Source organism: Streptomyces sp. NPDC021356, assembly GCF_040641015.1.
Classification (GTDB): Bacteria; Actinomycetota; Actinomycetes; order Streptomycetales; family Streptomycetaceae; genus Streptomyces.
Genome location: NZ_JBFACU010000032.1, coordinates 1 through 24,827 on the forward strand (window position 1 = coordinate 1; position 24,827 = coordinate 24,827).

Sequence of the window (24,827 nt, forward strand, 5' to 3'; positions counted from 1 at the left end):
GCGACAAGGGCGACTTCTGAAAACAGCCCCACCACCGCACCACACGCACCACGCCGCAGGACGGAGAACCCCGGCCCGCCGTAATCGGGCCGGGGTTCTCATCTGGGCAACAACCCGGGAGCATCCCACCGGGACACCCGCACCAGACCGTCACCCCGACAGCCCACGCACCTGTCACGCCATACTAAACGCCGCCCACAGGCCCCGCGCCCCGCACCGGCGGCGCTCCCCTGGCCCTACCGGCTCATTCACCACCGACTCCTGCCCCAGCACGCCCCGTTGACGCGCCGGCCCGGGCAGCGGCCACCACGCGCCACCGGCGACCGGGATACACCCGAACAGGTGACCAGAGCGCGAGCCGCACCCCCCGGCCACTCCCCCGCATGCCGCGGCCCGCACCTCCGGGCGCGACGGCGCGCACGACCACACGGCACCTTCTCCACCCGCAAACGCTACGGGACGAGTGACATGAACATCCGCCTCGTGGAGGACGCCAGCGACGACACCTACGTCCTGAAAATCCTCGACATCACCCTGACCCCCTCCTACCCACGTCTTGGCCGCCCGCTTCGCTGGACCATGAGCAGCCTGCTCAAGGAAACCGTCGACCTCACCCAGGTCACCTGCACCGTGATCATGAAGATCGGCCCGGTGAAAATGCTCGACAGGACCTACCCGCTGCCCGACCTGCTCACGCACATGGGTACGAACCTTTCCGGCAACCCCCACCCGCCCGCCGGACCCTGGCAACAGACATGGGACCTGTACATCCCCAGAACAGTCCCGGTCGCCAGACACCGCATCCACCTGCGCGCACGGACGACGGACGGCAAGAACTTCCTCGCACTGGACATCCCCCTCGACTTCAGTCACCGTTACCGCCCCACCCCGAGCCCCATCCCGTACAACAGCACGGAACTCAGCCGGGCCCTGTGACTCCACGACAAGCACAGCCCCCTGGGCCCGGCACCCGTGATCCACGAGGACGTCGTCCAGCGCCGGGCAGCCGGACCCCACCGGGCCGACGGCATCCTTGACCGGCACGCGGTCCGGCCGGACGTCGAACACCGCCACGGCGAGACATCCACCGACAGCGGGCGCCTTCTCCCTCTGCAGCAGCGCCGGGCCCCGCATGGAGCGTCCCTTCCGCTGGGGTGACGGCGGGGCTTTTGAGGCACGCGCGCGAGTGGCGGGTGCGCCCGAGGGTGCGATCGGCCCTCCCCAAGGGTGACAGCCGGCCCCGTGCGTGCCGGCTTCGTCACCTCCCTCGCCGTCCTCGGCTCGGCCGCGCGCGCCTCGGTCTCCCCCGCGACCGGGCCGGTGGCCGGTACGGGCAGGGATCGACTGCCCGGACGGATACGTGTGCGTCCACCCCGAGATCAGCTTCATCGACGCTCACGGTCGGTTCCGAGAGTCGGCGTCATCCATGAAGCTCAGCATCTTGGCGTCGAGCAGGTCCGGGTGGTCGATTGCGGGGCCGTGGCCGGTGCCGGCGACGATCTCGGCGCGGGCCCCGGGGATCAAGCGCGGCACCCGCTCCAGTTGGCGCTCGGGGTGCACAAGCAGGCTGCGCTTGCCGAGGACGAGGTGGAGCGGGGTGCGGATGGTGCGCAGTTCCGCCTCGGTCAGCGGCAGAGGCGCGGGACGACGTATCCGGAAGGCACGGACGCTCGCCCTGACCATCGCGCGCAGTTCTGGAACGACGAGCACCGGCTGTTCCAGCCAGGCGGCGAGGCGTGGGCGCAGCGCCTTGGGGGCGAAGGTCGCGAAGAGGCTGATGAAGATCCAGGCGAAGAAGCGCAGACCCACCTTCTCCAGGCCGCCGGGGTCGAGCAGGGTGACCGAGGCGAGCCTGCTCGGCCTGCGGTGCGCCTGATTGAGTGCCAGCCAGCCGCCGTAGGAGGAACCGACGAGGTGGACGTGGTCGAGGCCGAGTGCGTCGAGTGCCTCGTCGAGCCACTGGGCCGCACGTTCGGGCTGCCACATCGGTTCGCGCTGGACGCTGCGTCCGGGGTCGCCGGGGGTGTCGAGCGCGTAGACGGGGCGTTCGGCACTGAGCCCCCGAGTGTTGGGGTACCACTGAGCGGAGCAGCCTCCGGCACCGTGGATCAGGACGACCGGCGTGCGGGACTCGGCAGCGGGGTCCGCGGGGCCGTACCGGTAGACATGTGTGGTGGCGAAACTCGTCTCCACGTCCGTCTCGAACCGGACGGGTGCGCCCTTGGCGTACAGGGCGTCGCAGGCGGCGAAGCAGCGGTCGCGCAGGGCGTCGTTCACATAGCGGCCGACGTCGCGGCGCGGGCGGTTCCGGGTGGTGGTCTCAGGCACCGACAGCCCCTCTGGGAGATCCATTCTTCGTGATACGACCGTACCACGATATTGATACGGCGGTACCATAAAACTGTCGAGACTCACCACTGACGGGCGGAGACACCACTCATGCCAAAGCGCGTGGACCACGACGAGCGGCGCGCCCAGATCGCCGAAGCGCTCATCCGCGTGGCGGGACGGCGTGGGCTGCACGCGGTCGGCATGCGGGACGTGGCAGCCGAGGCCGGGGTGTCCCTCCGGCTGGTGCAGTACTACTTCCAGACCAAGGAGAAACTGCTCTTCTACGGCCTCCAGCACCTGACCGCCCACTTCACCGCACGCGTTGACGCCCGCCTTCGCGCCACCGGGCGGGTTCCGGGCCCCCGCGCGACCGTCGAGGCGCTGCTCCTGGCCTCGCTCCCGACCGACGAGGAGAGCCGCACCTTCCATCTCCTCTACACCTCGTACGCGATCCTTTCCGTGACCGACAAGGCACTCGCCGCCCAGCCCTTCGTCGACCAGCCCGACGCCGCCGAGAACGCCTTGGCCGGCTTGCTCCGGCAGGCGCGTGAGGCCGGGCTGACGGACCGCGACATCGACCCGCGCACGGAGGCGATCAGCCTTCTCGCCATGACCGCGGCCATGGGGACCAGCATCCTCGTAGGCCAGCGGACACCGGAGTCGGCCATGGGAGTACTGCGCCACCACCTCGACCGGATCTTCACGGCCGAGTAAGACCCCGCGACGCCGGCATGACCTCGGCGCGCCGCGACGGGGCCACGGACACCATCCACCCGAGGGCGCCGGGCAAGCTCCGTAGTGGGCGGCGCCGCATCCCGCCTGCCGTCGTCCTGCGTCAGAAAGCGCTCCGGAGCAGGCCGCCGGACGCAGGGGCAGGTCCTCGGCGAGGCGACGTCGGCGGCTGCTTGCTCGCCCTCCAGGACGAGGGCGCGGCCCACTCGCTGCCGGATCGGAAGGAAGCACCTCCGGCCCAGGTCGCGAGACTTGAGTGAACGCGGCCGGCTCACCGAGCGCCGCTGAGCCCTTGCCACCGCATGAGCGGGATCTCCCCGGCACCTGCCCCAGCAGCGGCGTGGACTGGCCGGTCCTCCGACTTGCTCCGCCGGCTGTGTTCCACACGTGGAAGGATGGGCCCGTGTGGTCACGACTGCCATGGGGGGAGAAGCTCCGGGCTGAGCTGGGTTCGCCCCGACGAGCCCGCAGGTTGGGCAGCAGCCCGCGATCACGAGTATGGCGAGCCGAGCTGTCGGGCGCACCAGTCGTGGTCAAGCAGCTCATCGACGGTCCGCAAGCAGCCGAGAGATACGCCCGCGAGGTGGCCGCCCTGCAGCTCGCGTCCAGGGTCGACCCGCCCGTGGTGCCGATGCTCCTGGGCGCCGACGCAGGCGAACGGGTGCTGGTCCTGGAGTACTTGGCCCATCAGGCGCCGCGCGACGACTGGCTGGTGGACTACGCGGCGGCGTTGGCCCGGCTCCACGCCGCCGCAGGCGCTGACGCCGCGGGCACTCTCCCGACCTGGTCGGGCCCGACCCAGGAGGATGCCGACTCTTTCCTCCGGCTTGCCCGGACGCTCGGCGTGGTGATGCCGGCCGGCGCTCGAACCGACGTGGACGGCCTGGTGAACCGCCTGTCCCGTGCACAGGGCCATGCCCTGCTGCACGGCGACCCCTGTCCCGGCAACGACATCCACACCAGCAACGGTGTACGGTTCGTCGACTTCGAGCAGGCCGCGGCGGGCAACGGGCTCGTGGAACTCGCCTACCTGCGCATCGGCTTCCCGACCTGCTGGTGCGCCACCGCTCCCGCCCCCGACGTGCTGAACGCAGCCGAGACCGCGTACCGCACGGCATGGCGGGACGCGAGTGGCACCGAGGTCCAGGGCGATCTCACGGACGCGTGTGCCGGCTGGCTTCTACGGGGCGACGCCTTGGTGCAGCGAGCCCAGCGCGGGACCGTCGACCACTTGGGCGAGATTCCGGACCGCGACTGGAAATGGGGCACCGCGACTGCTCGTCAGCGGCTGGTGCACCGTCTCCGGGTCGTCAGTCAGATGACCGCCGGGAGCGGTGAGCTGAAGGATCTCGGAAGGCTCGCCGCGGCCATGCGCGAGAGCATGCTCACCCGCTGGCCCGCTCTTCGGCCGCTGCCCTTGCGACGGCCGTAGAGGCCTTCCGCCCGGCAGCCCGGCCGCGCGAGATTCCGAACCGCAGTCGCGGACATGCCCTCACCCGAGAATGAGGCCCGGCCCTTCGCCCTGGTCCGTGGTCAGGACGGCAGAGCGGAGTGATCGCACGGGCTCCGCTCCCATTGACAGCCCAGGAAAGGCTCCCATACTGTCAGGCAGAACTTCGAACAGCATTCGATATCTCGAACAAGCGTGAAGAGCCACTCCTTCCCCAGGCGCCGGGGTGAGTCCAACGGCGCCTCAGTCCGCTCCTTTCCGCCACGCCTCCGCACCACATGCGCGTTTCGCAGGTCACGGTCCACTCCGGCCGCAATTCGGTGACCCTCGCCCGTCCATGACTCCCTGAAGCTTCACACCGGTCATTCGTGGCCCGCAGCGTCACACCGGTCATTCGTGGCTTTTTGGCATCACAGAGGAGACCGCCATGTCCCAACTTCCACGCCGTGACCTTCTGCGGCTCACCGCGCTCGCCACCGCCATACCGGCGTTCCAGACAATGTTCCCGGCGGCGGCCGGAGCAGCGACGGCCGGGACGGCGGGCGCGGACTCGAAGGCCGGCATCCCACGGGCACCCGCCGTTGCAACGCCCTCGTCCTGGGTCGTCAAGCCGTTCGACAACGCCCGAGTGACGCTCGGTCCGAGCCTGTTCACCGACAACCGCGACCGCGTACTGAACTTCCTTCACGCCTACCCAGCCGACCGCATGCTCGCCGTCTTCCGCACCAACGCCGGGCTGGACACCCGCGGGGCCGAGCCGCCCGGCGGCTGGGAGACCGCCGACGGCAACCTCAGGGGCCACTACGCCGGACACTTCCTCAGCGCCCTCAGCCTGGCGTACGCCGGCACCGGCGAGCAGGCCTACAAGGAGAAGGCCGACTACATGGTCACCGCACTCGGCGAGTGCCAGAACGCCCTGGCCACGCTGGTCGGCACGGACGATCCCGGGGCGCCGAGCCGCGCCGGCTACCTGGCCGCGTATCCGGAGACGCAGTACATCCTGCTGGAGCAGTACGCGACCTACCCCAGGATCTGGGCTCCCTGGTACACCTGCCACATGATCATGCGCGGGCTGCTCGACGCCTACCAGCACGCGGGCAACGAGGAGGCACTCGGCATCGTGCTGGGGATGGGCGACTGGGCGTACAGCAGACTCGGTCATCTGCCGAGAACCCAGCTCGACCGGATGTGGAAGATCTACATCGCCGGCGAGTACAACGCGATGCCCGTGGTCATGGCGGATCTGTACGCCCTCACCGGCGAGGAGAAGTACCTGACGACCGCCAAGTGCTTCGACAACACCTACCTGTTCGAGGCCGCGGTGGCGAACCGGGACACCCTCGACGGTGAACACGCCAACCAGCACATCCCCCAGTACCAGGGCTACCTGGAGATCTACGAACAGACCGGGGAGAAGCAGTACTTCACCGCGGCCGAGAACTTCTGGGACATGGTGGTGCCGCACCGCACGTACGTCGACGGCGGTATGGCGGGCTCGGGGGAGATGTTCGGCGCGCGGGACGTCATCGCCGCGACCATCCAGCAGGACAACGCCGAGACCTGCTGCGTCTACAACATGCTCAAGCTGAGCCGCAGCCTGTTCTTCCATACCGCGGACCCGAAGTACATGCAGTACTACGAGCGGGCCCTGTACGGCCAGCTCCTCGCCTCGCGTGAGAACACCTCCAGCGACACCGACCCCCTGCTGACATACTTCGTGCCGGTGAATCCGGGGGCTCAGCGCGAGTACGGCAACCTTGGCACCTGCTGCGGCGGCACCGGCCTGGAGACACACGCGAAGTTCCAGGACTCCGTCTACTTCAGCTCCACCGACGGCTCCACCCTCTACGTGAACCTCTATCTGCCGTCCACGCTGAACTGGCCGGAGCGCGCACTGACCATCACCCAGTCCACCCGCTACCCGACCGACCCGGCCGGCACCAGCACCCTGACCGTGACCGGCGGCGGGCGCCTCGACCTGAGACTGCGGGTGCCCTACTGGGCCGAGCGCGGCTTCACCGTCCGGGTCAACGGAGTACGGCAGCGCGTCGATGCCACGCCGGGCGGCTACGTCTCACTGAAGCGGACATGGCGAACCGGGGACCGCGTGGAGATCGCCGCGCCGTTCACGCTGCGCATCGAACGCGCCCTGGACGACCCCGCCACCCAGACCCTCGCCTACGGCCCGGTGCCCCTGGTGATCCGCAGTTCCGCCACGGAGTACCAGAACCTGACCCTGTACCGGGACTACCCCCTCAGCCGCGACCTGCGCCGGGTCATCCGCCCCACCGCAGAGCCCATGACGTTCACCGTCGACGGCCTGACCCTGGTGCCCTTCTACCTCGACGACACCGACCACTACCACATGTACTTCAGGCGCGCCGAACCCGAGATCGTCTTCGGGGACACCGCCACCGGAGTCGAGAACCGGCCCGGGGCGGGCGGTCTGACGTTCCTCGACGAGGTCTGGGACCGGGGGCCGTTCCAGAACAGAGGCGGTCTGGTGCAGGCGGTCACCCGGGTCGCCGCTGCGAGGAAGGCGAGCGGAGAGTTGACGGGGCGTCAGTGCGGCACCCTGATCGCAGCGGCAGCCCGAGCGCATCTCCCCTCTTGAACAGTCTGACTGCCGGCCCGGTGGAGTCAGAGGGAGGTCCGTTGAACCAGATCGGCGTCGTCTCCGCCGTCAGACGGCGCGGGGCGGCGATCCCGCCGCTTCCCGGACGGCCTCGCCGATCCGCGAGGCGTCGCCGACCGCCACCGTCACCAGCCGGTCGGGCGCGAACGCCTCCCGCAGGGCCGTCGACGCCTCCTCCACGGTGACGGCCGCGGCCCGCCGGAACGCGCCCGGCAGCGTGGCCGGCGCCCGCCCGTCCAGCACCAGCACGGCGATCTCGTCCGCGACGGCGGAGGCCGTCAGATAGCGCAGCGGCGCGGCGTCCACGATCTGCGCGACCGCTGCCGACCGCTCCCGCGCGCTGATCCCGTGCTCGGCCACCTCCCGCAGGATGCGCCGGACGTCACCGAGCGCGTCACCTGTCACCGACGTCTCCACCGCACCGGTCACCACCGCGAGCGAATGCTGCACGACTGCGAGCAGTCGGCTGTGGAAGCCGTACGTGTACCCCTTGGCCTCCCGCAGTTCCCGGTCGAGGCGGGCGTTGACCGAGCCGCCGAGGCTGTGGTTCCCGATGAGCAGCGCGTCCCAGCCCGGCGCCGTGCGGGCGGTCGCGGCCCGGCCGAGGACCAGTCGGGTCTGGACGGCCCCGGGCCGGTCGACGACGATCACCGCCGGCTCGTCCCGTACGGGCGGGGCGGGCGGCGTGGGCGGCGTGCCGGGCTCGCCCTCCCATGCGGACAGGACCCGCCGCAGCGTCGCCTCGGTGCCGTTCCCGGACAGGTCGCCGGCGACGATCACCGTGGTGACGGCGGGGCGCAGGAAGCGGCGGTGGCAGGCGACGACCGCCTCCCGGTCGATCCGGCGGACCGTCTCCTGCGTGCCGCGCGCGGGACGGCTGCGCCGGTCCGAGGGGTCGAAGACTGCGCTGTGCAGTTCCAGGGCGGCCAGGCGCTCCGGGTCCGCCCGGAGACGGTCCAGGCTGTGCACGCGTGAGCGGACCAGCCGGTCCACCGAGGCGGCCGGGAGCAGCGGTTCGCGCAGGGCGCGGACCAGCAGGGACAGCGCGCGGGCCAGGTGGGGCACGGGCACGTCCAGGGTGATCCGCAGGCCCGCGTGCTCGGCGCCGACCCCGAGGGTCGCGCCACAGTTCTCCAGCTCCCGGATGAAGTCGAGCGAGCTGAGGTCCGGTACACCTTCGACGAGGGCGCTGGTGGTGATGCCCAGGACGCCCTCCAGGTCACGGGGTTCGAGGGCGAGCGGTGCCGCCACCACGATCTCGGCGCTCAGCACCTCCTGACCGGGGCGGTCGCACGTCAGCAGGGTCACGCCGTTCGCCAGCATGTCCTCGTGCAGCGCGGGGAAGAGCCACGGCTCGACAGGAACCGGCACCGGCCGCTTCGGCCGCGCTGCGGCGGGACGACGGCCCGTACCGGGCGGGTGGGGCGGGGAGGCTGAGACGGACGCAGTCATGCGGGGACCCTTCGCGAAGGACCGGCGGGCAGGGGATCGGTGATGACACGGTGGGCTGCGGGGCCGGGCGGAACCTTCCGGGGCCGGCCACGTCACCCTGGGGAGCCGTGTCCCGCTGGGGAGCGAGCCGTCTCCCGCGCGGGCTCGTAGGTGAGGACCGCGCGGCGCGCCGGGGCGAGCAGACCGGCGGCCGCCGCGCCGACCTCCTCGGCGCCGACGTCGAGGACGCTCGCCAGATGCCGGTCGCAGCGGGCGGCGTCACCGAAGTACGCCTCCTGGGCGCAGAGTTCGTCGGCCCGGCCGGCCGGGTGGCCGAGCCGGTCGTGCCAGTCCCTCCGGATCTGGGCCCGGGCCCCCTCCAGGGCCTCCTCGGTGACCCCTGCGCCGGCGAGCCGCTCGATCTCCGCGTCCACCGCGCGCTCCACGTCGGCGAGACGGGTCCCGGCCGGAGCCCGCACGTTGAGCCGGCCGAGGGACGGGGCCTGCCGCAGCGGCATCAGTGACGCGCGCGCCGTGTGGGCGAGCTGGTCGCGCCGCACCAGCCGGTCGTGCAGGCCCCGGCTGCTCATGCCGCCGAGGAGAGTCAGGGCCAGGTCGGCGGCCGCGTGCCCCGGTTCGCCGTACGCGGGGAGCTGGTACGCCGCCATGAAGGCCGGCCCGGGCACCGACTCCACCACGTGCCGCCGCGCCTCGGCCGGTTCGGTGGGGGCGTCCGGCGCGACGGTTCGCGTCAGGGGGGCGACGAGGGCGGTCCGGGCTCCGGAGGGCGGGATGTGCCCGAAGTGGCGCTCGGCCAGGTCGATGACCGCCTCCGGTGAGACGTCGCCGACCACGGACAGGATCGCCCGGTTGGGGGTGTAGTGGCGGCCGAAGAAGGCGCGGCAGTCGTCGAGGGTGACCGCCCGCAGGTCCTCGGGGCTGCCGGCCGGCAAGGCACGGAAGGGGTGCCCGGCCGGGAAGGACATGGCGACCAACTGCTCCCAGCCGGTCCCGTAGGGGACGTTGTCGTAGCGCTCGCGGCGCTCGTTCAGCACCACGTCCCGCTGGGTGGCCAGGCTCCCGGCGGTCAGCGCGTCGAGCAGGCCCCCCATGCGGTCGGCCTCCAGCCAGAGGATGAGTTCCAGGCGGCCGGCCGGTACGACGCTGTGGAAGGCCGTGCGTTCGAAGCCGGTGGCGGCGTTCGTGTGCCCGCCCGCGTCCTCGACCGCGGCGGTGTGTCCGCCTGCGGGCACATGCGTGGAGCCCTGGAACATCAGGTGCTCGAAGAGGTGCGCGAGACCGGTCCGGCCGCGCGGCTCGTCACAGGAACCCACCCGGTACCAGAGGCAGATCGCGGCCACCGGCACGGTGGGGTCCTGGGAGACGACCACCCGCAGACCGTTGGAGAGGGTGTGGCGGACGGGGTTGAGGACGGGCACGGCGCTCCTACGGCTCGGTGGGCGGCGGGGTCTTCGGACTCGGCTCGTCGCCGACGGGGGCCGCCCCGGCCGGCCGGCCGTCCACCTCTTGCTCCTCGCCGTCCTCGCCGTCCTCGCCCTCGGTGCCCTGTAGCGAACGGACCGGGCTGAGCAGTGGCCACAGCGCCGACGTGAGGAGGCCGGCCGCCGACACGTACATGACCTCGGCCAGCCCGAAGCGTCCGCCGAGCCAGCCGCCGAGCAGCGCGCCCACCGGCTGGCAGCCCCAGCTGACGAAGCGGGTGGTGGCGGTGACGCGGCCGAGCAGGTGGTCGGGGACCAGGCTCTGCTTCACCGTCTCGCTGATGACCAGGTTGACCACGACCGCGAAGGTCCAGGTGAAGGTGGAGGCCGACACCAGGACGACGGCGAGCGGACGGTTGTCCCACTGCTGGGCGAGCGGGACGAGGACCGCCGAGACGCCGGGGGCGGCGTATGCCAGGACGAGGGCCCGGCCCTGGCCGAGCAGCCGGGTGAGGAAGGGGGTGCAGGACGCGCCGAGCAGGCCGGCGACACCGCCCGCCATGCTGGTGGCGCCGAGCAGGCCCGGGCTGAAGCCGAGGACGCGGAGCACGAAGAGGGTGTGCACCGCGAAGAACATCGCGTGGAAGATGTTGAAGTGGGTGGCGGCGAGGATCATCGGGCGCTGGATGCGGTCGTCACGCAGCAGGCGCAGGCCCTTGAGTACGGCCTTGCGGTGCGACTCCCTCTTCTCCCCCGCCCCGGGACCGGCACCTTCGCCCGGGGCGCCCTCGGCTTCGGCCCCGTTCGCGCCGTCCGCCGTGCGCTCGTCGTCGGCCGCCGGGTCCGCGGACGGCGGGGCCTTGGGCAGGCCGGCCAGTGTGAAGCAGCTGATCAGGTAGGAGAAGCAGTCCACGACCAGGGCGACGGGCGCGCTCATGACCTGGATGAGCAGACCGGCCAGACCCGGTCCGGCGACGGTGCCGACGGAGGTGCTGGCCTCCATCCACGAGTTGGCGCGTTCCAGTTGTCCGCGTGGCAGCAGCCGGGGCAGGTAGGCCGACATGGCGCTGTCGAAGAGCAGGGTGAAGGCGCCGACCAGGAAGACGACCCCGTACAGGACCGGGATGGTGAGCGCGTCGAGCCAGAAGAGCAGTGGGATCGCGAAGAGCAGCAGTCCCCGGGCCACGTTGGACACGAGCATGAGGGCGCGCCGCTCGTACCGGTCCGCCCAGACACCCGCCGACAGTCCGAGCAGCAGCACCGCGGCGGATTCGGCGGCCTCCAGGACGCCCATCTGCCACGGAGTGGCCGCGAGGGTGGTCACGGCGGTGATGCCGATCGCCATGAAGGTGATCTCGGTGCCGGCGAGGGACAGGGTCTCGCCGGTCCACAGGCGCAGGAAGCCGGTGCCCCGGAACGGGGCCTTCTTCTGCTTCTCCCGGGGCCGTTTCCCGCCGGCCGGTTTCTCGACGGACGGATTCCCGGCGGACCGATTCTCGCCGGACGGTTTTTGCGGGGCCGGCCTCCCGGCCGCCTGCTGTTCCGGTACCTGCTGCTGATCCGTCATGAGGTCGTCGGACACGTGCACGTGCTCTCTTCGCTGTGGGTGATCTGCTGCCTGGTGAAGTCGAGGGCCGCCCGCCGGCCCACGGTGGGGCACGTTCCGCTGCACAGGAACTCGACGATGTCATGCGCGAGCATGGCGGCGACCACTGTATTGGCAGGGCCGAAGGAAAAGGGGGCGGGTTCGGTGGAGCGGTCCTCGACCTCGCGTTCACGGTCGGTGAGCGTGGCGCGCCTGGCGCGTTCGGAACAGGTCCAGCAGCCGCCCCGGGCCGGATCGACCAACGGGCCCCACAGGCCGACACCGACGCCGACCGCGCCCGTCGCCGTCGGCGTACCCGTGCCGGCGGCCCACTCGGCGACCACGCCGGGCAGCCCGGGCGGGGTGTCGGCGGCCACGACCACCAGGTCGAGGTCCTCGGGGAGCGACGCGGCGAGGTCACCGGTCGTGAGGATCCGCCTTCGCACGCCGACGATCTCGGCCCCGGCCCGGATCGTTCCGAGGTAGCCGGCCAGCGCCTCGGTCTTGGGCCGCCCGAGGTCGGAACGCGTGTACGTGAACTGCCGATTGAGGTTGTGCAGGGCGACACGGTCGTCGTCGACGAGCCAGAACCGTCCCACGCCGGACGCCGCCAGGTGCTGGGCGACGATGCCGCCGATGCCACCCAGGCCGATCACCCCGATCCGGGCGGTGAACAGCCGGTGCTGCGCCGCGCCGGTGTCCGGGGTGAACAGGCCGAGGTAGTCGACCTGCCGTTCGTAGGGCTCGTCGGCGAAGTCCGTTGCTGTCGTGGCCGGTTCGGCCGTGACCCAGCCCAGTGTGCGCAGCTCGGCGAGGAGCGCGGTGGCCGCGCCGGGGCGCCAGGCCGCCCCGAGCGCCTCCCGCGTGGTGCCTTCCCGCAGCCGCCGCAGCGCTTCGCGCAGGCCCGGCCGGGCTCCTTGGATGCGCAGCAGCCGGGGGCCGAGGGTCAGCAGTGTCTCGTCCGGGGTCTCGTGGACGGCGACGGCGGGCAGCAGGCGTACGGTGTTCAGCTCCCCTCCAGGTGCTGCCCCATGGCGATGGTGTAGCGGCCGACGGCGTCCCGGGTGAAGGGCTCGACCCAGTGCCAGCAGTCCTCCCGGATGGGCATCAGGGAGACGCTGTTGAAGAGGGGTTCGACGAAGAACTCCTTGTCCTCGCCGTTGCGGAAGGCGAGCCGTCCGCCGGCCTCGGGGGTGTACTGCTCGTCGAGGTAGAAGTTGACCGCGAGTACCCGGCCGGGAACCAGGTCCTGGTGGGCGCCGAGCGCGTCGGAGCGGCGGTAGGCGGCCAGCTCCATGGTGGTGTGCTTGCGCAGGACGAGGCCGGTGCCGGAGGAGATCCAGTCGCGCAGCGCGTCGGAGAGCACGGAGAAGACGAAGAACTCCTGCAGGGTGCGCTGGTGCGTGGGGTCCATGGCGCCCTCGTCGAGCAGGGCGTGGATGTCCTTGACGACGAACTGGGCGATGGTGACCTCGTCCTGCTCGTCGACGGCTTCGTCCCAGAACTCGGTCTTGCCCAGGCGCCCTTCGTACTTGGCGGCGTGCCGCGACCACGTGGGGATGGCGCGCATCGCGGCGGCGAGGTGTGTGGCGAACTCGGGGCGCAGGAAGTCCCGCAGGTGCAGGGGCCGGGACGGTTTCCCGTGGTGGTACCAGTCGCGCAGCAGCTCGACCGTGGACTCGGTGAGGTACTGCGGCGCGACGTAGGGGGCGGCGCCGCGGAGGGCAGGCGGGACCGGCGGCGTGGGCCGTGTCGTGGTGCTGGACATGGTTCTCCTCACGGGTGGGGTGGGCGGGGCAGGTGGGCGCCCCGGCCGCGGCGGTGCGGGCCGGGCGGGCGGGACGCGGAGTCATGCCAAGGCCGGCTCCGGGCGTCCTGTGGCGGCGACGGCGACCAGCATCCGGGCCTCGACGAGCTGCCGCAGGACCGTGGTGCCGCCGGCGGTGCCGTAGACGTCCGTCAGGTCGCGGCGGGTCAGTGGTGTCCCGTCCAGCCAGGGGGCGAGCCCCTTGGCCACCGCGGCGGGCAGGACGGTGCGCTCGCGGCGCAGGACGTGGGTGACGACCAGCTCGTCACCGCGCGGAAGGACGTCCAGGGACTCGACACCCAGCCGGAACGCCTCCATCTCGCCAGGTGGCCGGTCGAGGAACTCGGCCCCGGTGCGGCGCATGGGGGCGGAGCCGTGGCCGACCGCGAAGTCCTGGTAGGCGCGGTGGACGCCGGCGCGTTGCTCGCGGGTCATGGCCGGGTCGATGTTGCCGAGGTGGTTGAGCGCGTACTGCGCCTGGTTGGCGAGCCCGTTGCGGCTGTCTGCGACGACCAGGCCGAAACGCTCGGGATGACGGCCCACTTCGGAGGAACGGGTCGCCTCGAACGGGAAGACGGTGAAGGACTCGACGCAGTCGGCGAGTTCGGCCACGTCCCGCAGGGACTCCATCGCCTCCTGCAGGGTGGTGGAGGGCAGGTCGGGGATCAGGTTGATCCGCAGCTTCATGCCGGCCTGGTGCGCCTCGCGGACGAAGCGGAGGTTCTCCTCGCGGTCGGCGGACTTGTGGACCAGTTTCAGCACGCGGGTGCTGGTGGTCTCCATGCCGATGACGAGGTACTCGCAGCCGGCCCGGACCATCAGCCGGAGCAGTTCGGCGTCGAAGCGCCGGTCCACCATGGCGAAGGAGTTCCAGGTGATGTCCAGGCCGCGGTCGAGGACCGCCTGGGAGAAGCGGCGGGCGAACGCCGGCGGGATGGACTCGGTGATCAGTTCGAAGCGGCGTACCCCATGAGTGCCGACCTGGTGCTCCAGCTCGGCCATGAAGCTCTGCACGGAGCGCCCCCGGTACGGCGGGGAGCCGTCGTACAGCTCGACGAAGTCGCAGTAGTCGCACTTGCCCCAGTAGCAGCCGCGAGCCTGGACGATGCCTATCTCGGGTCCGACGAGCCGGGCCATCAGCGCGGGGTCGTACGAGGCGGCGGGCAGCGCGTTGGGGTGGAGCCCCGCCGCGGGCGGGGTGTGCACGGCCACTCCGTCGGCGAGGGCGCAGACTCCCGCGACCGCGGTCGGCTGCCAGTCGCCGCTGTCGGCCTGCCGGTACAGGGCGAGCAGCGGTGCCTCGCCGTCGAAGCGGACGACAGCGTCGACCTGACGGTGGACGTCGAGCAGACGGGCGAGGTCGTCCTCGTTCATCAGGGAGAGCGTCGGGCCGCCGAGCACGGTCCGTATCTCGGGCCGGACCCGCTTGACGGCCTCGGCGAGCAGCAGCGCGGGCACCAGCTGGGGGCCCATGGGAACGGAGACGCCCAGGAGCCGGGCGTTCGCGGGCAGCCGGGCGGCCAGCCCCAGCGAGGCGTAGTACGCGCGGTAGACCAGCGTCCGGTCCGAGCGCAGCAGCGCCGGGTCGGTCAGCCACTCGGCCTCCGGGTCGATCAGGTACGGCTGCGCCAGCGCGGACAGCAGGAACGCCGGGCCGGACTCGGCGGCGAAGGTGTGCCGGCCGTGCTCGTCGAAGAGGGCGTCGTGGTGGCGGGCGAGCCAGCGGCCCGCCACGGCGCTCATCTCCTCGGGGTAGCAGCCTTCCAGGCCGACGAGCCGGCCCGCGCCCGCCTCGGTCAGGTGGCCGGGGTCGAGCAGGTGCAGGGCGAACTCCTCGTTGAGGTCCCACTGGTGGGTGCGGACCTTGCGGCTCTGCAGGAAGCCGGCGAGGACGGCGGTCGAGGGGAAGTAGCGGCCGAAGCTGGACTCGACCAGCGGGGGGAAGGCCAGGACGACGGAGCCGCCGCCCGCAGCCGCCGCGCCGGGCCCGGCGGCCCCGGGCAGGGTTTCGGCGGGCGCCGCGGGGCCGGTCTCGATGCCGGGTGCCATGTCACTTCACCTCACCGGGGGTCGCGGGAACGGCGGCGATGCTGACCGTGTGGCGTCCGACGCGGTCGGCCCGCCAGGGGGTGACCCAGTGCACGCAGCCGGGCCGGATCGGCATCACGGACAGGCTGTTGAAGCGGGGCGGCATCAGGTGCTCGCGGCCCTCCTCGTCCCGGAAACCGAGGACGCCGCCGTCTCCCGCCCGGTAGGCGGGATCCAGGTACAGGTTGAGGACGAACAGGGTGTCCGACTCGGCGTCGGAGTGCTCCCCGAGCGTGTCGCCGCACCGGTAGCGCGCGAACTCGACGTTGGTGGTCAGCGGCCGGCCCGGGGCCGTCCACCGGCCCAGCAGGTCGCGCAGGTCCGGGCCCATGCCGGCGAAGACGAAGAAGTCGGAGAGGCGGACGCGGAGCTCGGCCGGGTAGGGCGAGCCGTCGTCGAACAGGGCCGGGATGTCCCGGGCCACTTCGCGCACGGCGGCCCGTTCCTCGGGAGCCGCGGCGCGCCACTCCTCCAGGGTCGCCGGGCGGGTGGCGAGCCGGTCCGCGTCCCACAGCACGGCCGAGGCCTCCCAGGTGGGCATGGCCCGCACCGTCTCGCCGAGGGCCCGCGCCTGCGCGTCCGGCAGGAAGCCGTCGAGGTGGACGGGGCGGGCGGGCGTGGCGCGCAACAGCTCGGCGAGCCCGGCGCGCTCGGCCGGGGAGCGGTCGGCCGGGCGGAAGGGGGACCGCAGGGAGGACGTGGCCGGCGGGTCGGACATCGCCGGGGCGCTGCGGCCGACGGAGGCGTCGGCGCTGGGGGCGGTGGTGGCCGGGGCGGCGAAGGCATCTGCACCAGGGACGCCGGAGGCCGGGGCCGCGGGGGCACCGGCACCAGGGACGGTGGTGACCGAAGCGGCGGAGGCGTCGGTGCCGGGGGCGGTGGTGGCCGGGGCCGCCGCGGAGGCATCGGCACCAGGGGCGCCGAAGGCCGGAGCGGCGGCGGCATCGGCACCATGGACGGCGGAGGCCGGAGCCACGGAGGCGTCGGCACCAGGCGCGATGGTGGCCGGAGCGGCGGAGGCGTCGGTGCCGGGGGCGGTGGTGGCCGGGGCCGCCGCGGAGGCATCGGCACCAGGGGCGCCGAAGGCCGGAGCGGCGGCGGCATCGGCACCATGGACGGCGGAGGCCGGAGCCACGGAGGCGTCGGCACCAGGCGCGATGGTGGCCGGAGCGGCGGAGGCGTCGGTGCCGGGGGCGGTGGTGGCCGGGCTGTGCGTCATACGGTACGGCCCTTCAGTGGTGGCGGACGGGCACGGCGGTACGGGTCAGGTCGTCCAGGTGCGCGGTGCCGGTGGCGGCCACGGCGGGCGCGGGGCAGCGCGGTCCGGTCAGGGTGACGCTGTTGACCTGGAACAGCGGCACCACCGGCGCGTGGTCGAGCACCGTCGCCTCCGCTTCCCGCCAGGCCCGCTCCGCGGCCGGCCCTCCGGCCGCGCGCAGCGCCCGGTCCAGCGCCGCGTCCACGGCCGGCTCGGCGAACCTGAGGGCGCGGGCCTGCCCGGCGGTGCTGTGGAAGCCGGTGAGGAAGCCCGCCACATGGGCCAGCGGGGCCGGATTGATGCCGTACAGCAGCTCGTAGTCGAGCGTGGCGGCGGCCCGCGCGAAGCGTTCGTACGACAGCGGGCGCAGCCGTACGGGGTGGCCGAAGCGCTCGCGGAGGTCCGCCGCGACGAGGGCGGCGGCGTCTGCGTTGGGCGGGAAGTCGGCATGGCTCAGGATGAGTTCGGCGCGCCGGCCCGGTGGCGCGAGGTGACCGCGAGGCGGTGGGCCGGCTGTCGCCGCCCCGGCCGCTCCCTGGCGGCTCCCACAGGTCCGAGTAGCGCCACAGCGGAAGGGCCGCCTGCCTGAGGAGGGCGCTCGCCGCCCGCCGGTCGAAACCGGCGGAGAAGGCGCGGCGCCCGGCCGGGGTGGCGAGGGGGCTGTCGAGGCCGGGGCGCACCCACAGCTGGCAGGCCATGGACAGGCCGCGTACGGTCGCGCCGGGGCGGGCGGCCGCCGCGGTGAACTCGTCCGGAGTGAGGCCGGTGTTGACGGAGAGGTCGAGCCGGCCGTCGGCCAGGGCGGCGAAGGCGTCGGTACGGTCGGCGTGCACCTGGAAGGCGAGCCGTTCGGGGGTGCCGGGCCCGGTGCGGCGCGACGGCTTGCGGCGCAGTTCGATCCGGCCCCGGGCGCGGTCGGCCCGGACCGGCCGGAAGGGGCCGCTCGCCCTCCAGCCGCCGTCGGGCGTCTCCCGGACGGGCGCGGCGCCGGGGAAGGCGAGGAGCTGCGGCAGATAGGGCAGCGGCAGCGCGGAGCGCAGTTCGACGACGGGTGTGCCGTCGGCCGGGTCGGGGACGACCCGGGTGGTGGCCGGGGAGCCGGTGCCCTCGGGGTCGTAGGCGGCGGGCAGGGGCAGGCAGGTGGGGCCCCAGGCGCGGTGGACGCCGGCGGCGATCTCCTGCGGCCGCACCGGGCTGCCGTCGTCCCAGCACTGTCCGGAGGCCGGCCGCAGCAGCCAGACCCGGTCCCCGTCGGCCGGGGTCAGCGCGGCCAGCGCGGACGGAGCCGTACCGGGACCGTCGGCGAGGTCGCGGGTGAGCGGGTCGACCAGGGCGTCCAGCACGAGGGCCTGGTTGAAGTCCACGACGTGGAAGGGGTCCAGGCTGAGCGGCCAGGCGTCGAGGTCCACGACGAGAACGGTGTCGTGCCCGTCGGTGCGAGCGTGCTGGGTGCCCACTTCGGCCACGACTCCCCCCGGTCGGTCGGCTGCCGGCGGTGCGCCGGACGTTTCGGCTGGGCCGCCGGGCCCCGGGGCCGCACCTGGTCCCGGGGCCCGGCGGCCGGTGGTCAGCTGCGGACGCGGTTGCCGAGGAACTCGTTGAGCAGCTCACGCTTGAAGACGAGACCGTCGGTCTCGAGCTCCGGCGTGCCGGCCGTGTCCTGCTGGCGCAGTTCGGCGGTCTCCTCGGTCTCCGGACGCTGAGCGTTGGACTCCATGGTGGTTCCCCTCTCTTGGAGTGGACGGACGGCCGGGACACGGGGGTGGCCCGCGCCCGACCACCCAGTGGTCGCCGTCCCGGCCGGGACGTTCCCCGAACGGACGGTCGGTGGCGACGGTGTCACGGGAATTTCTCTCGCTCAAGGCTGCCGTGAGAGATTGATCGGATTCAGACGTGTCGCACCGGCCGATGAGGGGTGGGAGATCGATGGGATTTCTGGAGGTATCCGGTCTTGAATACTGGTTGGCCGACGGTCGGATGCTTTTTCACGATGCGTCCTTCCGCGTCGGGGACGGTGACAAGGTAGCCCTGATCGGCGCCAACGGAATGGGTAAGACGACGCTGCTGCGCCTGGTGACGGGCGAGTTGAAGCCGGAATCCGGAACAGTCCGGGTGGTCGGCGGGCTGGGAGTGATGCCCCAGTTCATCGGTTCGGTACGGGATTCGACCACGGTGCACGAATTCCTGGTCTCCCTCTCCCGTCCGGAATTGCAACGTGCATTTTCGGACATGGAACGTGCCGAACTCGCCATGATGGAGTCGGACAGCGAGGCCGTCCAGCTCCGTTATGCCGAGGCGCTCTCCGCGTGGGGCGACGCCGGCGGTTACGACGCGGAGGTCGAATGGGATCTGGTCACCCAGGCCGCGCTCCGGCTGCCTTTCGACCGGGCCCGGTTCCGCGAGTTGCACACCCTGTCCGGCGGCGAGCAGAAGCGGCTCGCCCTGGAGGCCCTGTTCCGGGGCAGCGCCGAGGTGCTGCTGCTGGACGAGCCGGACAACTACCTCGACGTACCGGGCAAGCGGCAACTGGAGGAGACCATGGCGGCCTCCCCGAAGACCGTGCTCTACGTCAGCCACGACCGCGAGCTGCTCGCCTCGACCGCGACCCGGGTACTCACCCTGGAGGCCGGGGGCGTATGGGTGCACGGCGGCGGTTTCCGCGATTATCACGAGGCCCGAACGGCGCGCCTGGAACGCCTCGACGAGCTGCACCGCCGCTGGTCCGAGGAGCACCAGCGGCTCAAGGACCTGGTCCGCACCCTCCAGCAGCAGGCGAAGGCCTCCGCGTCGATGGCGGGCAAGTACCGGGCGACCCAGACCCGGTTGGCCCGCTTCGAGGAGGCCGGCCCGCCGCCGGAGCGCCCGGTCGAGCAGAACGTCCGCATGCGGCTGCGCGGCGACCGCACGGCGGTGCGCGCGGTGCGCTGCGAGGCCCTCGAACTGCGGGGCCTGACCCGGCCGTTCGACCTGGAGGTGTTCTTCGGTGAGCGGGTCGCCGTGCTGGGCGCCAACGGCACCGGCAAGTCCCATCTGCTGCGGCTGCTCGCGGCCGGCGGCAGCGACCAGCAGCTCCATGATCCGGACCGGCACGGCGAGCCGGTCGCCCACGCGGGCACCGCCCGCCTCGGGGGGCGGGTCAGGCCCGGCTGGTTCGCACAGACCCAGCAGCGGCCCGACCTCGTGGGGCGCACGCTGGTGGAGATCCTGGGCCGAGGGGACGGGGGCCGGGACGGCCGGGAGCGCGGGGCGGCCGTGTCCGCGCTGCGGCGCTACGAACTCCAGGCCCAGGCCGACCAGACCTTCGAGTCGCTGTCCGGCGGCCAGCAGGCCCGCTTCCAGATCCTGCTGCTCGAACTGCAGGGTTCCACACTGCTGTTGCTGGACGAGCCCACGGACAACCTGGACCTGCACAGCGCCGAGGCCCTGGAGGCCGCTCTCGAACGCTTCGAGGGCACGGTCCTCGCGGTCACCCACGACCGCTGGTTCGCCCGCACCTTCGACCGGTTCGTCGTGCTCGACGACGACGGCGAGGTCCGCGAGCACGACGGCCCGTACTGGGGCCCGGGCATCCCGGTCTGAGCCGGCCCGCCTCGGCCCCCGCGACGGTGCCGTCTTCGGCGTTGTTCGGCAGCCGGTCTCGGCAAGGGGGCCGCGTCGCGGACACGGGCCGCCACACACCGGAGGGGCAAGTTATCGGCGGGATACGGCACTTGGCCACCAGGACCGGCGGCGCACACGGCCCCTACTTGGTCGTGTGCGTGGGGTAGACCTGAACGTCGGTGTAGGCGCCCTTGATGTCCCCCGCGCCCGCGGGCCACTTCAGGGTCACGGTGTGGGTCTCGTTCGGGGGCGTCACCAGGAGGTTGGTCGGGGACGCGAGGCTCTTGCCGGTGTTGTCGATGTCGTAGGCGAGGTCGAAGACGGCGGCGTCGCCGGGCTTGAGGATGGTGACACGCGGCTGGGCATGGCCGCGCTCGATGGGGCTGGAGGTGTGGTCGGCGTCCTTGATGTCGACGCCCGCGAAGCCCGTCGCCGAGCAAGTGGTCGACCCCCGGTTGACCATGGTGATGTCGATCCTGCCGGAGTTCGCGTCGGGCGCGGCGTCCCTGGCGTCGATGGCCAGGTCCTCCGTCTTGCAGAACGTGATCTTGCCGCCGGTCTCCTGCGTGCCGTTCCTGGCGCCTGCGCCGGCCTCGGTGTTCTCACCGGAGCCCGACTGCGCGTTGCCGGAGCCCGACTGCGCGTTGCCGGAGCCCGACTGCGCGTTGCCGGAGCCGGTGTTCGTGTTGCTGGAGGTCGAGTTCGCGTTACCGGCCTCAGAGCCACCAGAGCCCGAGCCGCCGTCCGACTGCGAGCCACCGTCCGAGGACGAAGAAGACGAGGACGAGGAGTTCTGCGAGGACGAGCCCTTCCCGGAGCCGTCGCCGCCGCAAGCAGTGAGCGAGAGGGTGGCGGCGACGCTGATGGCGGCGAGAGCAGTGATGCGGGTGTACTTCACGGTGTTCCCCAGGAGTAGCGCGGTGCGTGCGGTCGGAAGTATTTGTATCTCGCACCGAGTCACAGGCGGTCCTCCGCGACGTCTTCGTTCTGTCACAGGCACATCGACCTGACGGTCCGCCAAGGCGTCGAGCCGGCGGCAAGCGGGTTACGTCTCTTCGGGCTGCCCGCCGAGGATGTCATCGTCGGCCTGGTGGACACGGGTGCGTCAGTCGGGCGGGCAGCCGAACCAGTTGACCGTGCCGGTGTCGGTGTCGGTGTCGGTGGTGTAGCCGAGGCACCTGATGGTCCTGTTGTGCAGGGCCCTTGTCCGGTCGACTCCTCCGGCCGGGGTGTCGCCCCAGTAGTAGGTCCGCGCGAGAGTGCCGACCTCCACGGTGTACCAGCGTTTCTTGTGGGACGGGATGCTGCAACGCCGGGCGGTCACGTTGCGGCTGGGCCCGCTGTACCACACGTCCTGCTCGGCGCGGTCGCAATGTGCGCCCGCGACGGCGGGGGCGGTGGCTGGGGCGGTGGCTGGGGTGGCGGCGGGGCCGAGCGGGGCCGGCGTGCCTATGGCGATCGCCGCGGCGACGCCGAGAAGGGGTTGCACCATCAGTGTCATCTGTAGGTCCTCCTGCCGGGCACGGTGACTGAGCGGAGTCGTCATGTCATCCACTGCGATAGTCACACCTGGTTGGGGTGTCGGGCCCGGCAGCCGGGGGTTCGTTCCCCCGCCCCGGTGACTTGGTGGTGCCAATGCAGCAGACCGCGGCCATGCACCCGGGCGGCCCTGCGCGGCCCCGGTCGGCGCGAGGCGCTCCGCTCGGTACCGCGTTCGGGTGACGTCGTCCCGATGCCGGCGGCGCCGTGCCCGGTGGCACCGGCCACGCCACGATCTCTCCCCGCTGCTGTCCCGCATCTCCCAGGAACCGCGTGACCACTGCCGCGCCCGCCACGGTCTGCGGCCACTGAGCAGGGCGGGCGCTTCGCCGACACCCTTGCGCTGATTGCGGACCGGCATGAGCACCTGCGCCCCGGCGGCGGCCAGGCGGATGGCGATACCCAGGCCCGTCCCGTCGCTCGCCCCGGTGACGACGGCACGCTTGCCGTGCAGGTCGGGGACGGTGAAGTCGATGTGTCGGCGTGGCATGTGAGGTCACTTCCCGGGATGTCGTGCTGACGCGGTGTGGAACGAGGCCGGTTCCGCTGGGTGCGGGCGTCGGCGTTTGCGGCGGCCGACGGGATGAGGCAGTGGACGGCGGTGCGGTCGCCGGTTTCCTGGGTGTCGGCATCGCGGGCGGCCGTCTTGCCCGAGCCGTGCAGGCCGACGTCGAACGGGGGCCGGCCGGTGCGCCGGAGCCGATGCGGTGGGTTCGGTCGTGTGCGGCGATGCGGCGGGCGCTCCGCGTCGCGGGACAAGCGCCCTGCAGAGTGAACCGACGGACCGCGCCCGTCGACACCCTCATGGGGACGCTGTTCGAGGAAATCACCGGCGAAGTGCGTTCGGCGGTGCGCGCCGTACTGGCCGACACCGACCCACGACTCGCGCTCGCCGCCCGCCGGGCGGTCTCCTCCGGGCTCGACGTACTCCTGGCCGTGCCGGTCAAGGGACACTTCGTCGCCGCCGCCCAGAGCGCCGGCGGCCCCGTCGCCACGCAGCGCGCCCGGGCCACGGACGACCTCGCCGCGATAGTCGAGGCGGGGCGGCACGCACAAGGCGTCGAGGCGACGCCCGTCAGCGCCCAGCAGGCCCGGGTCGCCGCGATCGGGGCGGTCGGAGCCGCCCTGCGGATCATCGACAGCCGGCTCGGCGGCGAGATCGACGTGAGGCGTGACGAAGCGGTCACCTGGAGCACCGCCGCGGCCCTCGCCGTCCTCGCGGCCGTCACATCCGAACGGCCGTGACCGGGACCCACCGGCCCTGAGGTGTCTCCGGCGGGCTTGAGTGTCACCGCCTCCGTGGCCGGGCAGTCGGTCGTGGACCGGGTGTCCTGACCAGCGTGGAGCAGCCCACAAGGGCCAGGGACGACCGCGGTCACGTGCGCGAACAGTGCGACGACGTCAGGCGACGAGCGGTGGTGGGAAGAGCCGCCGAGGTGGCACCCGCACCACCCGCGGCCGACCGCTCACCGCGCGCAGGCCCCCAGGACGGGTGGCAAGGCGGGCCCCGCCTGGGAGCCGGCCTCGTCCTGTGCCTGGCGGTCGGGGAGCCTCACCGACCTGGCGTGCCCGGCCTGCGCATGCCGGCCTGCCCGGAGTAGGCAGGGGTCCGGGGCGCCGTGGAAAGGGGCCGGCCGTTCACGGGCCTCGCTGCGCAGCGGGCCCGTGGACGTACGGCGGCGGTGTCACGGCTCACTTCGCTGCCACAGCTCAGCAGGTCGAGGAGGAGGAGATGCGGATACCCGTCAGCGTTCCGGTGAAGGCGCTGCTCTGCAACGGAGGGATGCACGAGGTCGAGCCGGTGGAGTACCGGATGTAGGCGACGTCGTCGTGACGGGTGTTGGTGACGGTGATGGGTGCGCTGTTCGTGCCGGTGGGCCTGGACGGCAGGGACTGGTAGCCCGGGGTGACGTCCTGGAACTGACCGATCCTGACGCCGTTCTTGAACAGGCAGACGTAGGGGTATGCACAGCTCGCCGTGGCCTGGGCGGCCGCAGTCGTGGGGGCGGCGACCGCTGCTCCCACGGAGGTGGCGAGGAGCCCGGTGGCCACTGCCGCGGCCCCCGCAACTCGCTTGACGGCCTGCCGTGATCTCTTCATGTCTCCTCCTTGGCGGGGGGTCCGGTCGGCGATGACGTGGCTCACGCGCAGGTAGCGGACGAAGAGATGCGGATACCTGTCAGGACATAGCCCATGATGCCAAGGGTGCTGTTCGGAGCGACGCAGTCCACCGATCCACCAGCCTCGCGAATGTAGGCGACGTCGTCGTGGCGGGTGTTGATGACCCTGACGTTGCTCGGTTTGGACGGCAGCGATTGCCAGGTTGAGGTGACGTCCTGGAAGCGGCCGATGATGGCCCCGTCAGACACGCGCTGGATACACACGTACGGGTAGGTGCAGCTCGCGGTGGTGGTAGTGGCGGTGGTGGCGGGTGCTGCGGAGGCGAACCCGGTACCCAGCGAAACCGCGGCGCCAAGCGCCATGACAGCGCAGGCGGCGCGCCCCAGCTCTCGAGAAGTTCTCACTTCTTACCCTTTCGACGCGGCTCCAGGGATGACGGCGACGACACTAGGGGCGGAACCTTGACGTCAGAAGCCAGAAACCGGACAGCGCGTGCCCTGTGAAACGGCCGCCGATCCAGCGAACACCGCGGTCGGCCACAGCGCGGCTCAGGAGCTGTGAGATCAATACGGGGAGGATTCGTCTTCCCAGGTGATTGCCAGGTGATTGCCAGGTGATTGCCAGGTGATTGGTCGACAGGTCACCGAGCAGATCGGACGACCCGATACGCGCGCACAGGAATGTGGTCGAAGAAGCGCTCAAGCGCTCCTTGGTCATCGCGGCGGACTTGACGAAGTCGGCGCCCGCAGCGACCCGTTCGCGCACGGTCGCGGCGGCCTGCTCGGGGGTGGCGGTGTTCGGCACCGCT

General features: G+C 72.0%; 21 protein-coding genes and 1 pseudogene. 6 read left to right on the forward strand and 16 right to left on the reverse strand.

The window, feature by feature from the left end; translation table 11 throughout:
• Positions 1–468: 468 nt before the first annotated feature.
• Positions 469–936: a hypothetical protein gene (locus AB0G56_RS32335; RefSeq protein ID WP_360976471.1), complete on the forward strand. Its 468-nt coding sequence runs from the start codon at positions 469–471 to the stop codon at positions 934–936.
• A gap of 459 nt (positions 937–1,395) precedes the next feature.
• Here AB0G56_RS32335 and AB0G56_RS32340 read toward each other — a convergent pair whose 3' ends face one another.
• Positions 1,396–2,328: an alpha/beta fold hydrolase gene (locus tag AB0G56_RS32340; RefSeq protein WP_360976474.1), complete on the reverse strand. Its 933-nt coding sequence runs from the start codon at positions 2,326–2,328 to the stop codon at positions 1,396–1,398.
• A gap of 111 nt (positions 2,329–2,439) precedes the next feature.
• Between AB0G56_RS32340 and AB0G56_RS32345 the strand changes: the two genes are divergently transcribed.
• From AB0G56_RS32345 to AB0G56_RS32355, 3 genes are all read left to right on the forward strand, one after another.
• Positions 2,440–3,045, forward strand: a complete 606-nt coding sequence (locus AB0G56_RS32345; protein WP_360976477.1) for a TetR/AcrR family transcriptional regulator — start codon at positions 2,440–2,442, stop codon at positions 3,043–3,045.
• Positions 3,046–3,466: 421 nt separating this feature from the next.
• Positions 3,467–4,495, forward strand: a complete 1,029-nt coding sequence (locus tag AB0G56_RS32350; protein WP_360976480.1) for a phosphotransferase — start codon at positions 3,467–3,469, stop codon at positions 4,493–4,495.
• 445 nt (positions 4,496–4,940) lie between these two features.
• Positions 4,941–7,127, forward strand: a complete 2,187-nt coding sequence (locus tag AB0G56_RS32355) for a beta-L-arabinofuranosidase domain-containing protein (protein WP_360976483.1) — start codon at positions 4,941–4,943, stop codon at positions 7,125–7,127.
• 69 nt (positions 7,128–7,196) lie between these two features.
• Here the strand turns inward: AB0G56_RS32355 and AB0G56_RS32360 are convergent, their stop codons facing one another.
• The 9 genes from AB0G56_RS32360 to AB0G56_RS32400 all read right to left on the reverse strand — a co-directional run bounded on the left by AB0G56_RS32360 (position 7,197) and on the right by AB0G56_RS32400 (position 18,476).
• Entirely contained in the window at positions 7,197–8,519 is a 1,323-nt protein-coding gene (locus AB0G56_RS32360) for a pitrilysin family protein (protein WP_360976486.1), read from the reverse strand.
• Between the two features lie 173 nt (positions 8,520–8,692).
• A complete protein-coding gene (locus AB0G56_RS32365; RefSeq protein WP_360976489.1) occupies positions 8,693–10,018 on the reverse strand; it encodes a pitrilysin family protein in 1,326 nt (441 codons plus the stop codon).
• Positions 10,019–10,025: 7 nt separating this feature from the next.
• Complete coding sequence (locus tag AB0G56_RS32370) at positions 10,026–11,603, reverse strand: MFS transporter (protein ID WP_360976492.1); 1,578 nt, start codon at positions 11,601–11,603, stop codon at positions 10,026–10,028.
• Positions 11,585–12,697 (reverse strand): ThiF family adenylyltransferase, encoded by a 1,113-nt coding sequence (locus tag AB0G56_RS32375; protein WP_360976715.1) that lies wholly within the window; start codon positions 12,695–12,697, stop codon positions 11,585–11,587. Before AB0G56_RS32375 ends, AB0G56_RS32370 begins: the two co-directional genes overlap by 19 nt.
• The gene (locus tag AB0G56_RS32380) at positions 12,613–13,374 is read right to left on the reverse strand and encodes a 2OG-Fe(II) oxygenase (RefSeq protein ID WP_360976495.1); all 762 of its coding nucleotides are present in this window, start codon (positions 13,372–13,374) and stop codon (positions 12,613–12,615) included. The genes AB0G56_RS32375 and AB0G56_RS32380 overlap by 85 nt, the downstream gene beginning before the upstream one ends.
• Before the next feature lie 81 nt (positions 13,375–13,455).
• Positions 13,456–15,462 (reverse strand): radical SAM protein, encoded by a 2,007-nt coding sequence (locus AB0G56_RS32385; RefSeq protein ID WP_360976498.1) that lies wholly within the window; start codon positions 15,460–15,462, stop codon positions 13,456–13,458.
• Position 15,463: 1 nt separating this feature from the next.
• Positions 15,464–16,720 (reverse strand): hypothetical protein, encoded by a 1,257-nt coding sequence (locus AB0G56_RS32390; RefSeq protein ID WP_360976501.1) that lies wholly within the window; start codon positions 16,718–16,720, stop codon positions 15,464–15,466.
• Positions 16,717–18,225, reverse strand: a complete 1,509-nt coding sequence (locus AB0G56_RS32395) for an ABC transporter substrate-binding protein (RefSeq protein WP_360976504.1) — start codon at positions 18,223–18,225, stop codon at positions 16,717–16,719. Before AB0G56_RS32395 ends, AB0G56_RS32390 begins: the two co-directional genes overlap by 4 nt.
• A gap of 101 nt (positions 18,226–18,326) precedes the next feature.
• Positions 18,327–18,476 (reverse strand): hypothetical protein, encoded by a 150-nt coding sequence (locus tag AB0G56_RS32400; RefSeq protein WP_352023053.1) that lies wholly within the window; start codon positions 18,474–18,476, stop codon positions 18,327–18,329.
• A gap of 209 nt (positions 18,477–18,685) precedes the next feature.
• Between AB0G56_RS32400 and AB0G56_RS32405 the strand changes: the two genes are divergently transcribed.
• Entirely contained in the window at positions 18,686–20,338 is a 1,653-nt protein-coding gene (locus tag AB0G56_RS32405; protein WP_360976507.1) for an ATP-binding cassette domain-containing protein, read from the forward strand.
• A gap of 163 nt (positions 20,339–20,501) precedes the next feature.
• Here the strand turns inward: AB0G56_RS32405 and AB0G56_RS32410 are convergent, their stop codons facing one another.
• The 3 genes and pseudogenes from AB0G56_RS32410 to AB0G56_RS32420 form a co-directional block, all read right to left on the reverse strand.
• Positions 20,502–21,257 (reverse strand): DUF4232 domain-containing protein, encoded by a 756-nt coding sequence (locus AB0G56_RS32410; protein ID WP_360976510.1) that lies wholly within the window; start codon positions 21,255–21,257, stop codon positions 20,502–20,504.
• Positions 21,258–21,464: 207 nt separating this feature from the next.
• Complete coding sequence (locus AB0G56_RS32415) at positions 21,465–21,860, reverse strand: hypothetical protein (protein ID WP_360976718.1); 396 nt, start codon at positions 21,858–21,860, stop codon at positions 21,465–21,467.
• Positions 21,861–22,232: 372 nt separating this feature from the next.
• Positions 22,233–22,388: pseudogene (locus AB0G56_RS32420) on the reverse strand (short-chain dehydrogenase); the annotation flags it as partial.
• A gap of 281 nt (positions 22,389–22,669) precedes the next feature.
• On the opposite strand from AB0G56_RS32420, the gene AB0G56_RS32425 reads away from it, so the two are divergent.
• Complete coding sequence (locus AB0G56_RS32425) at positions 22,670–23,143, forward strand: hypothetical protein (RefSeq protein ID WP_360976513.1); 474 nt, start codon at positions 22,670–22,672, stop codon at positions 23,141–23,143.
• A 465-nt stretch (positions 23,144–23,608) separates the two neighbouring features.
• Here the strand turns inward: AB0G56_RS32425 and AB0G56_RS32430 are convergent, their stop codons facing one another.
• The 3 genes from AB0G56_RS32430 to AB0G56_RS32440 form a co-directional block, all read right to left on the reverse strand.
• Positions 23,609–23,998 carry a hypothetical protein gene (locus AB0G56_RS32430; RefSeq protein WP_360976516.1) on the reverse strand — a complete coding sequence of 130 codons (390 nt, stop codon included), beginning with the start codon at positions 23,996–23,998 and terminating at the stop codon, positions 23,609–23,611.
• Positions 23,999–24,039: 41 nt separating this feature from the next.
• Positions 24,040–24,381: a hypothetical protein gene (locus AB0G56_RS32435; RefSeq protein ID WP_360976518.1), complete on the reverse strand. Its 342-nt coding sequence runs from the start codon at positions 24,379–24,381 to the stop codon at positions 24,040–24,042.
• Positions 24,382–24,466: 85 nt separating this feature from the next.
• A complete protein-coding gene (locus tag AB0G56_RS32440; protein WP_360976521.1) occupies positions 24,467–24,823 on the reverse strand; it encodes a hypothetical protein in 357 nt (118 codons plus the stop codon).
• Positions 24,824–24,827 lie beyond the last annotated feature (4 nt).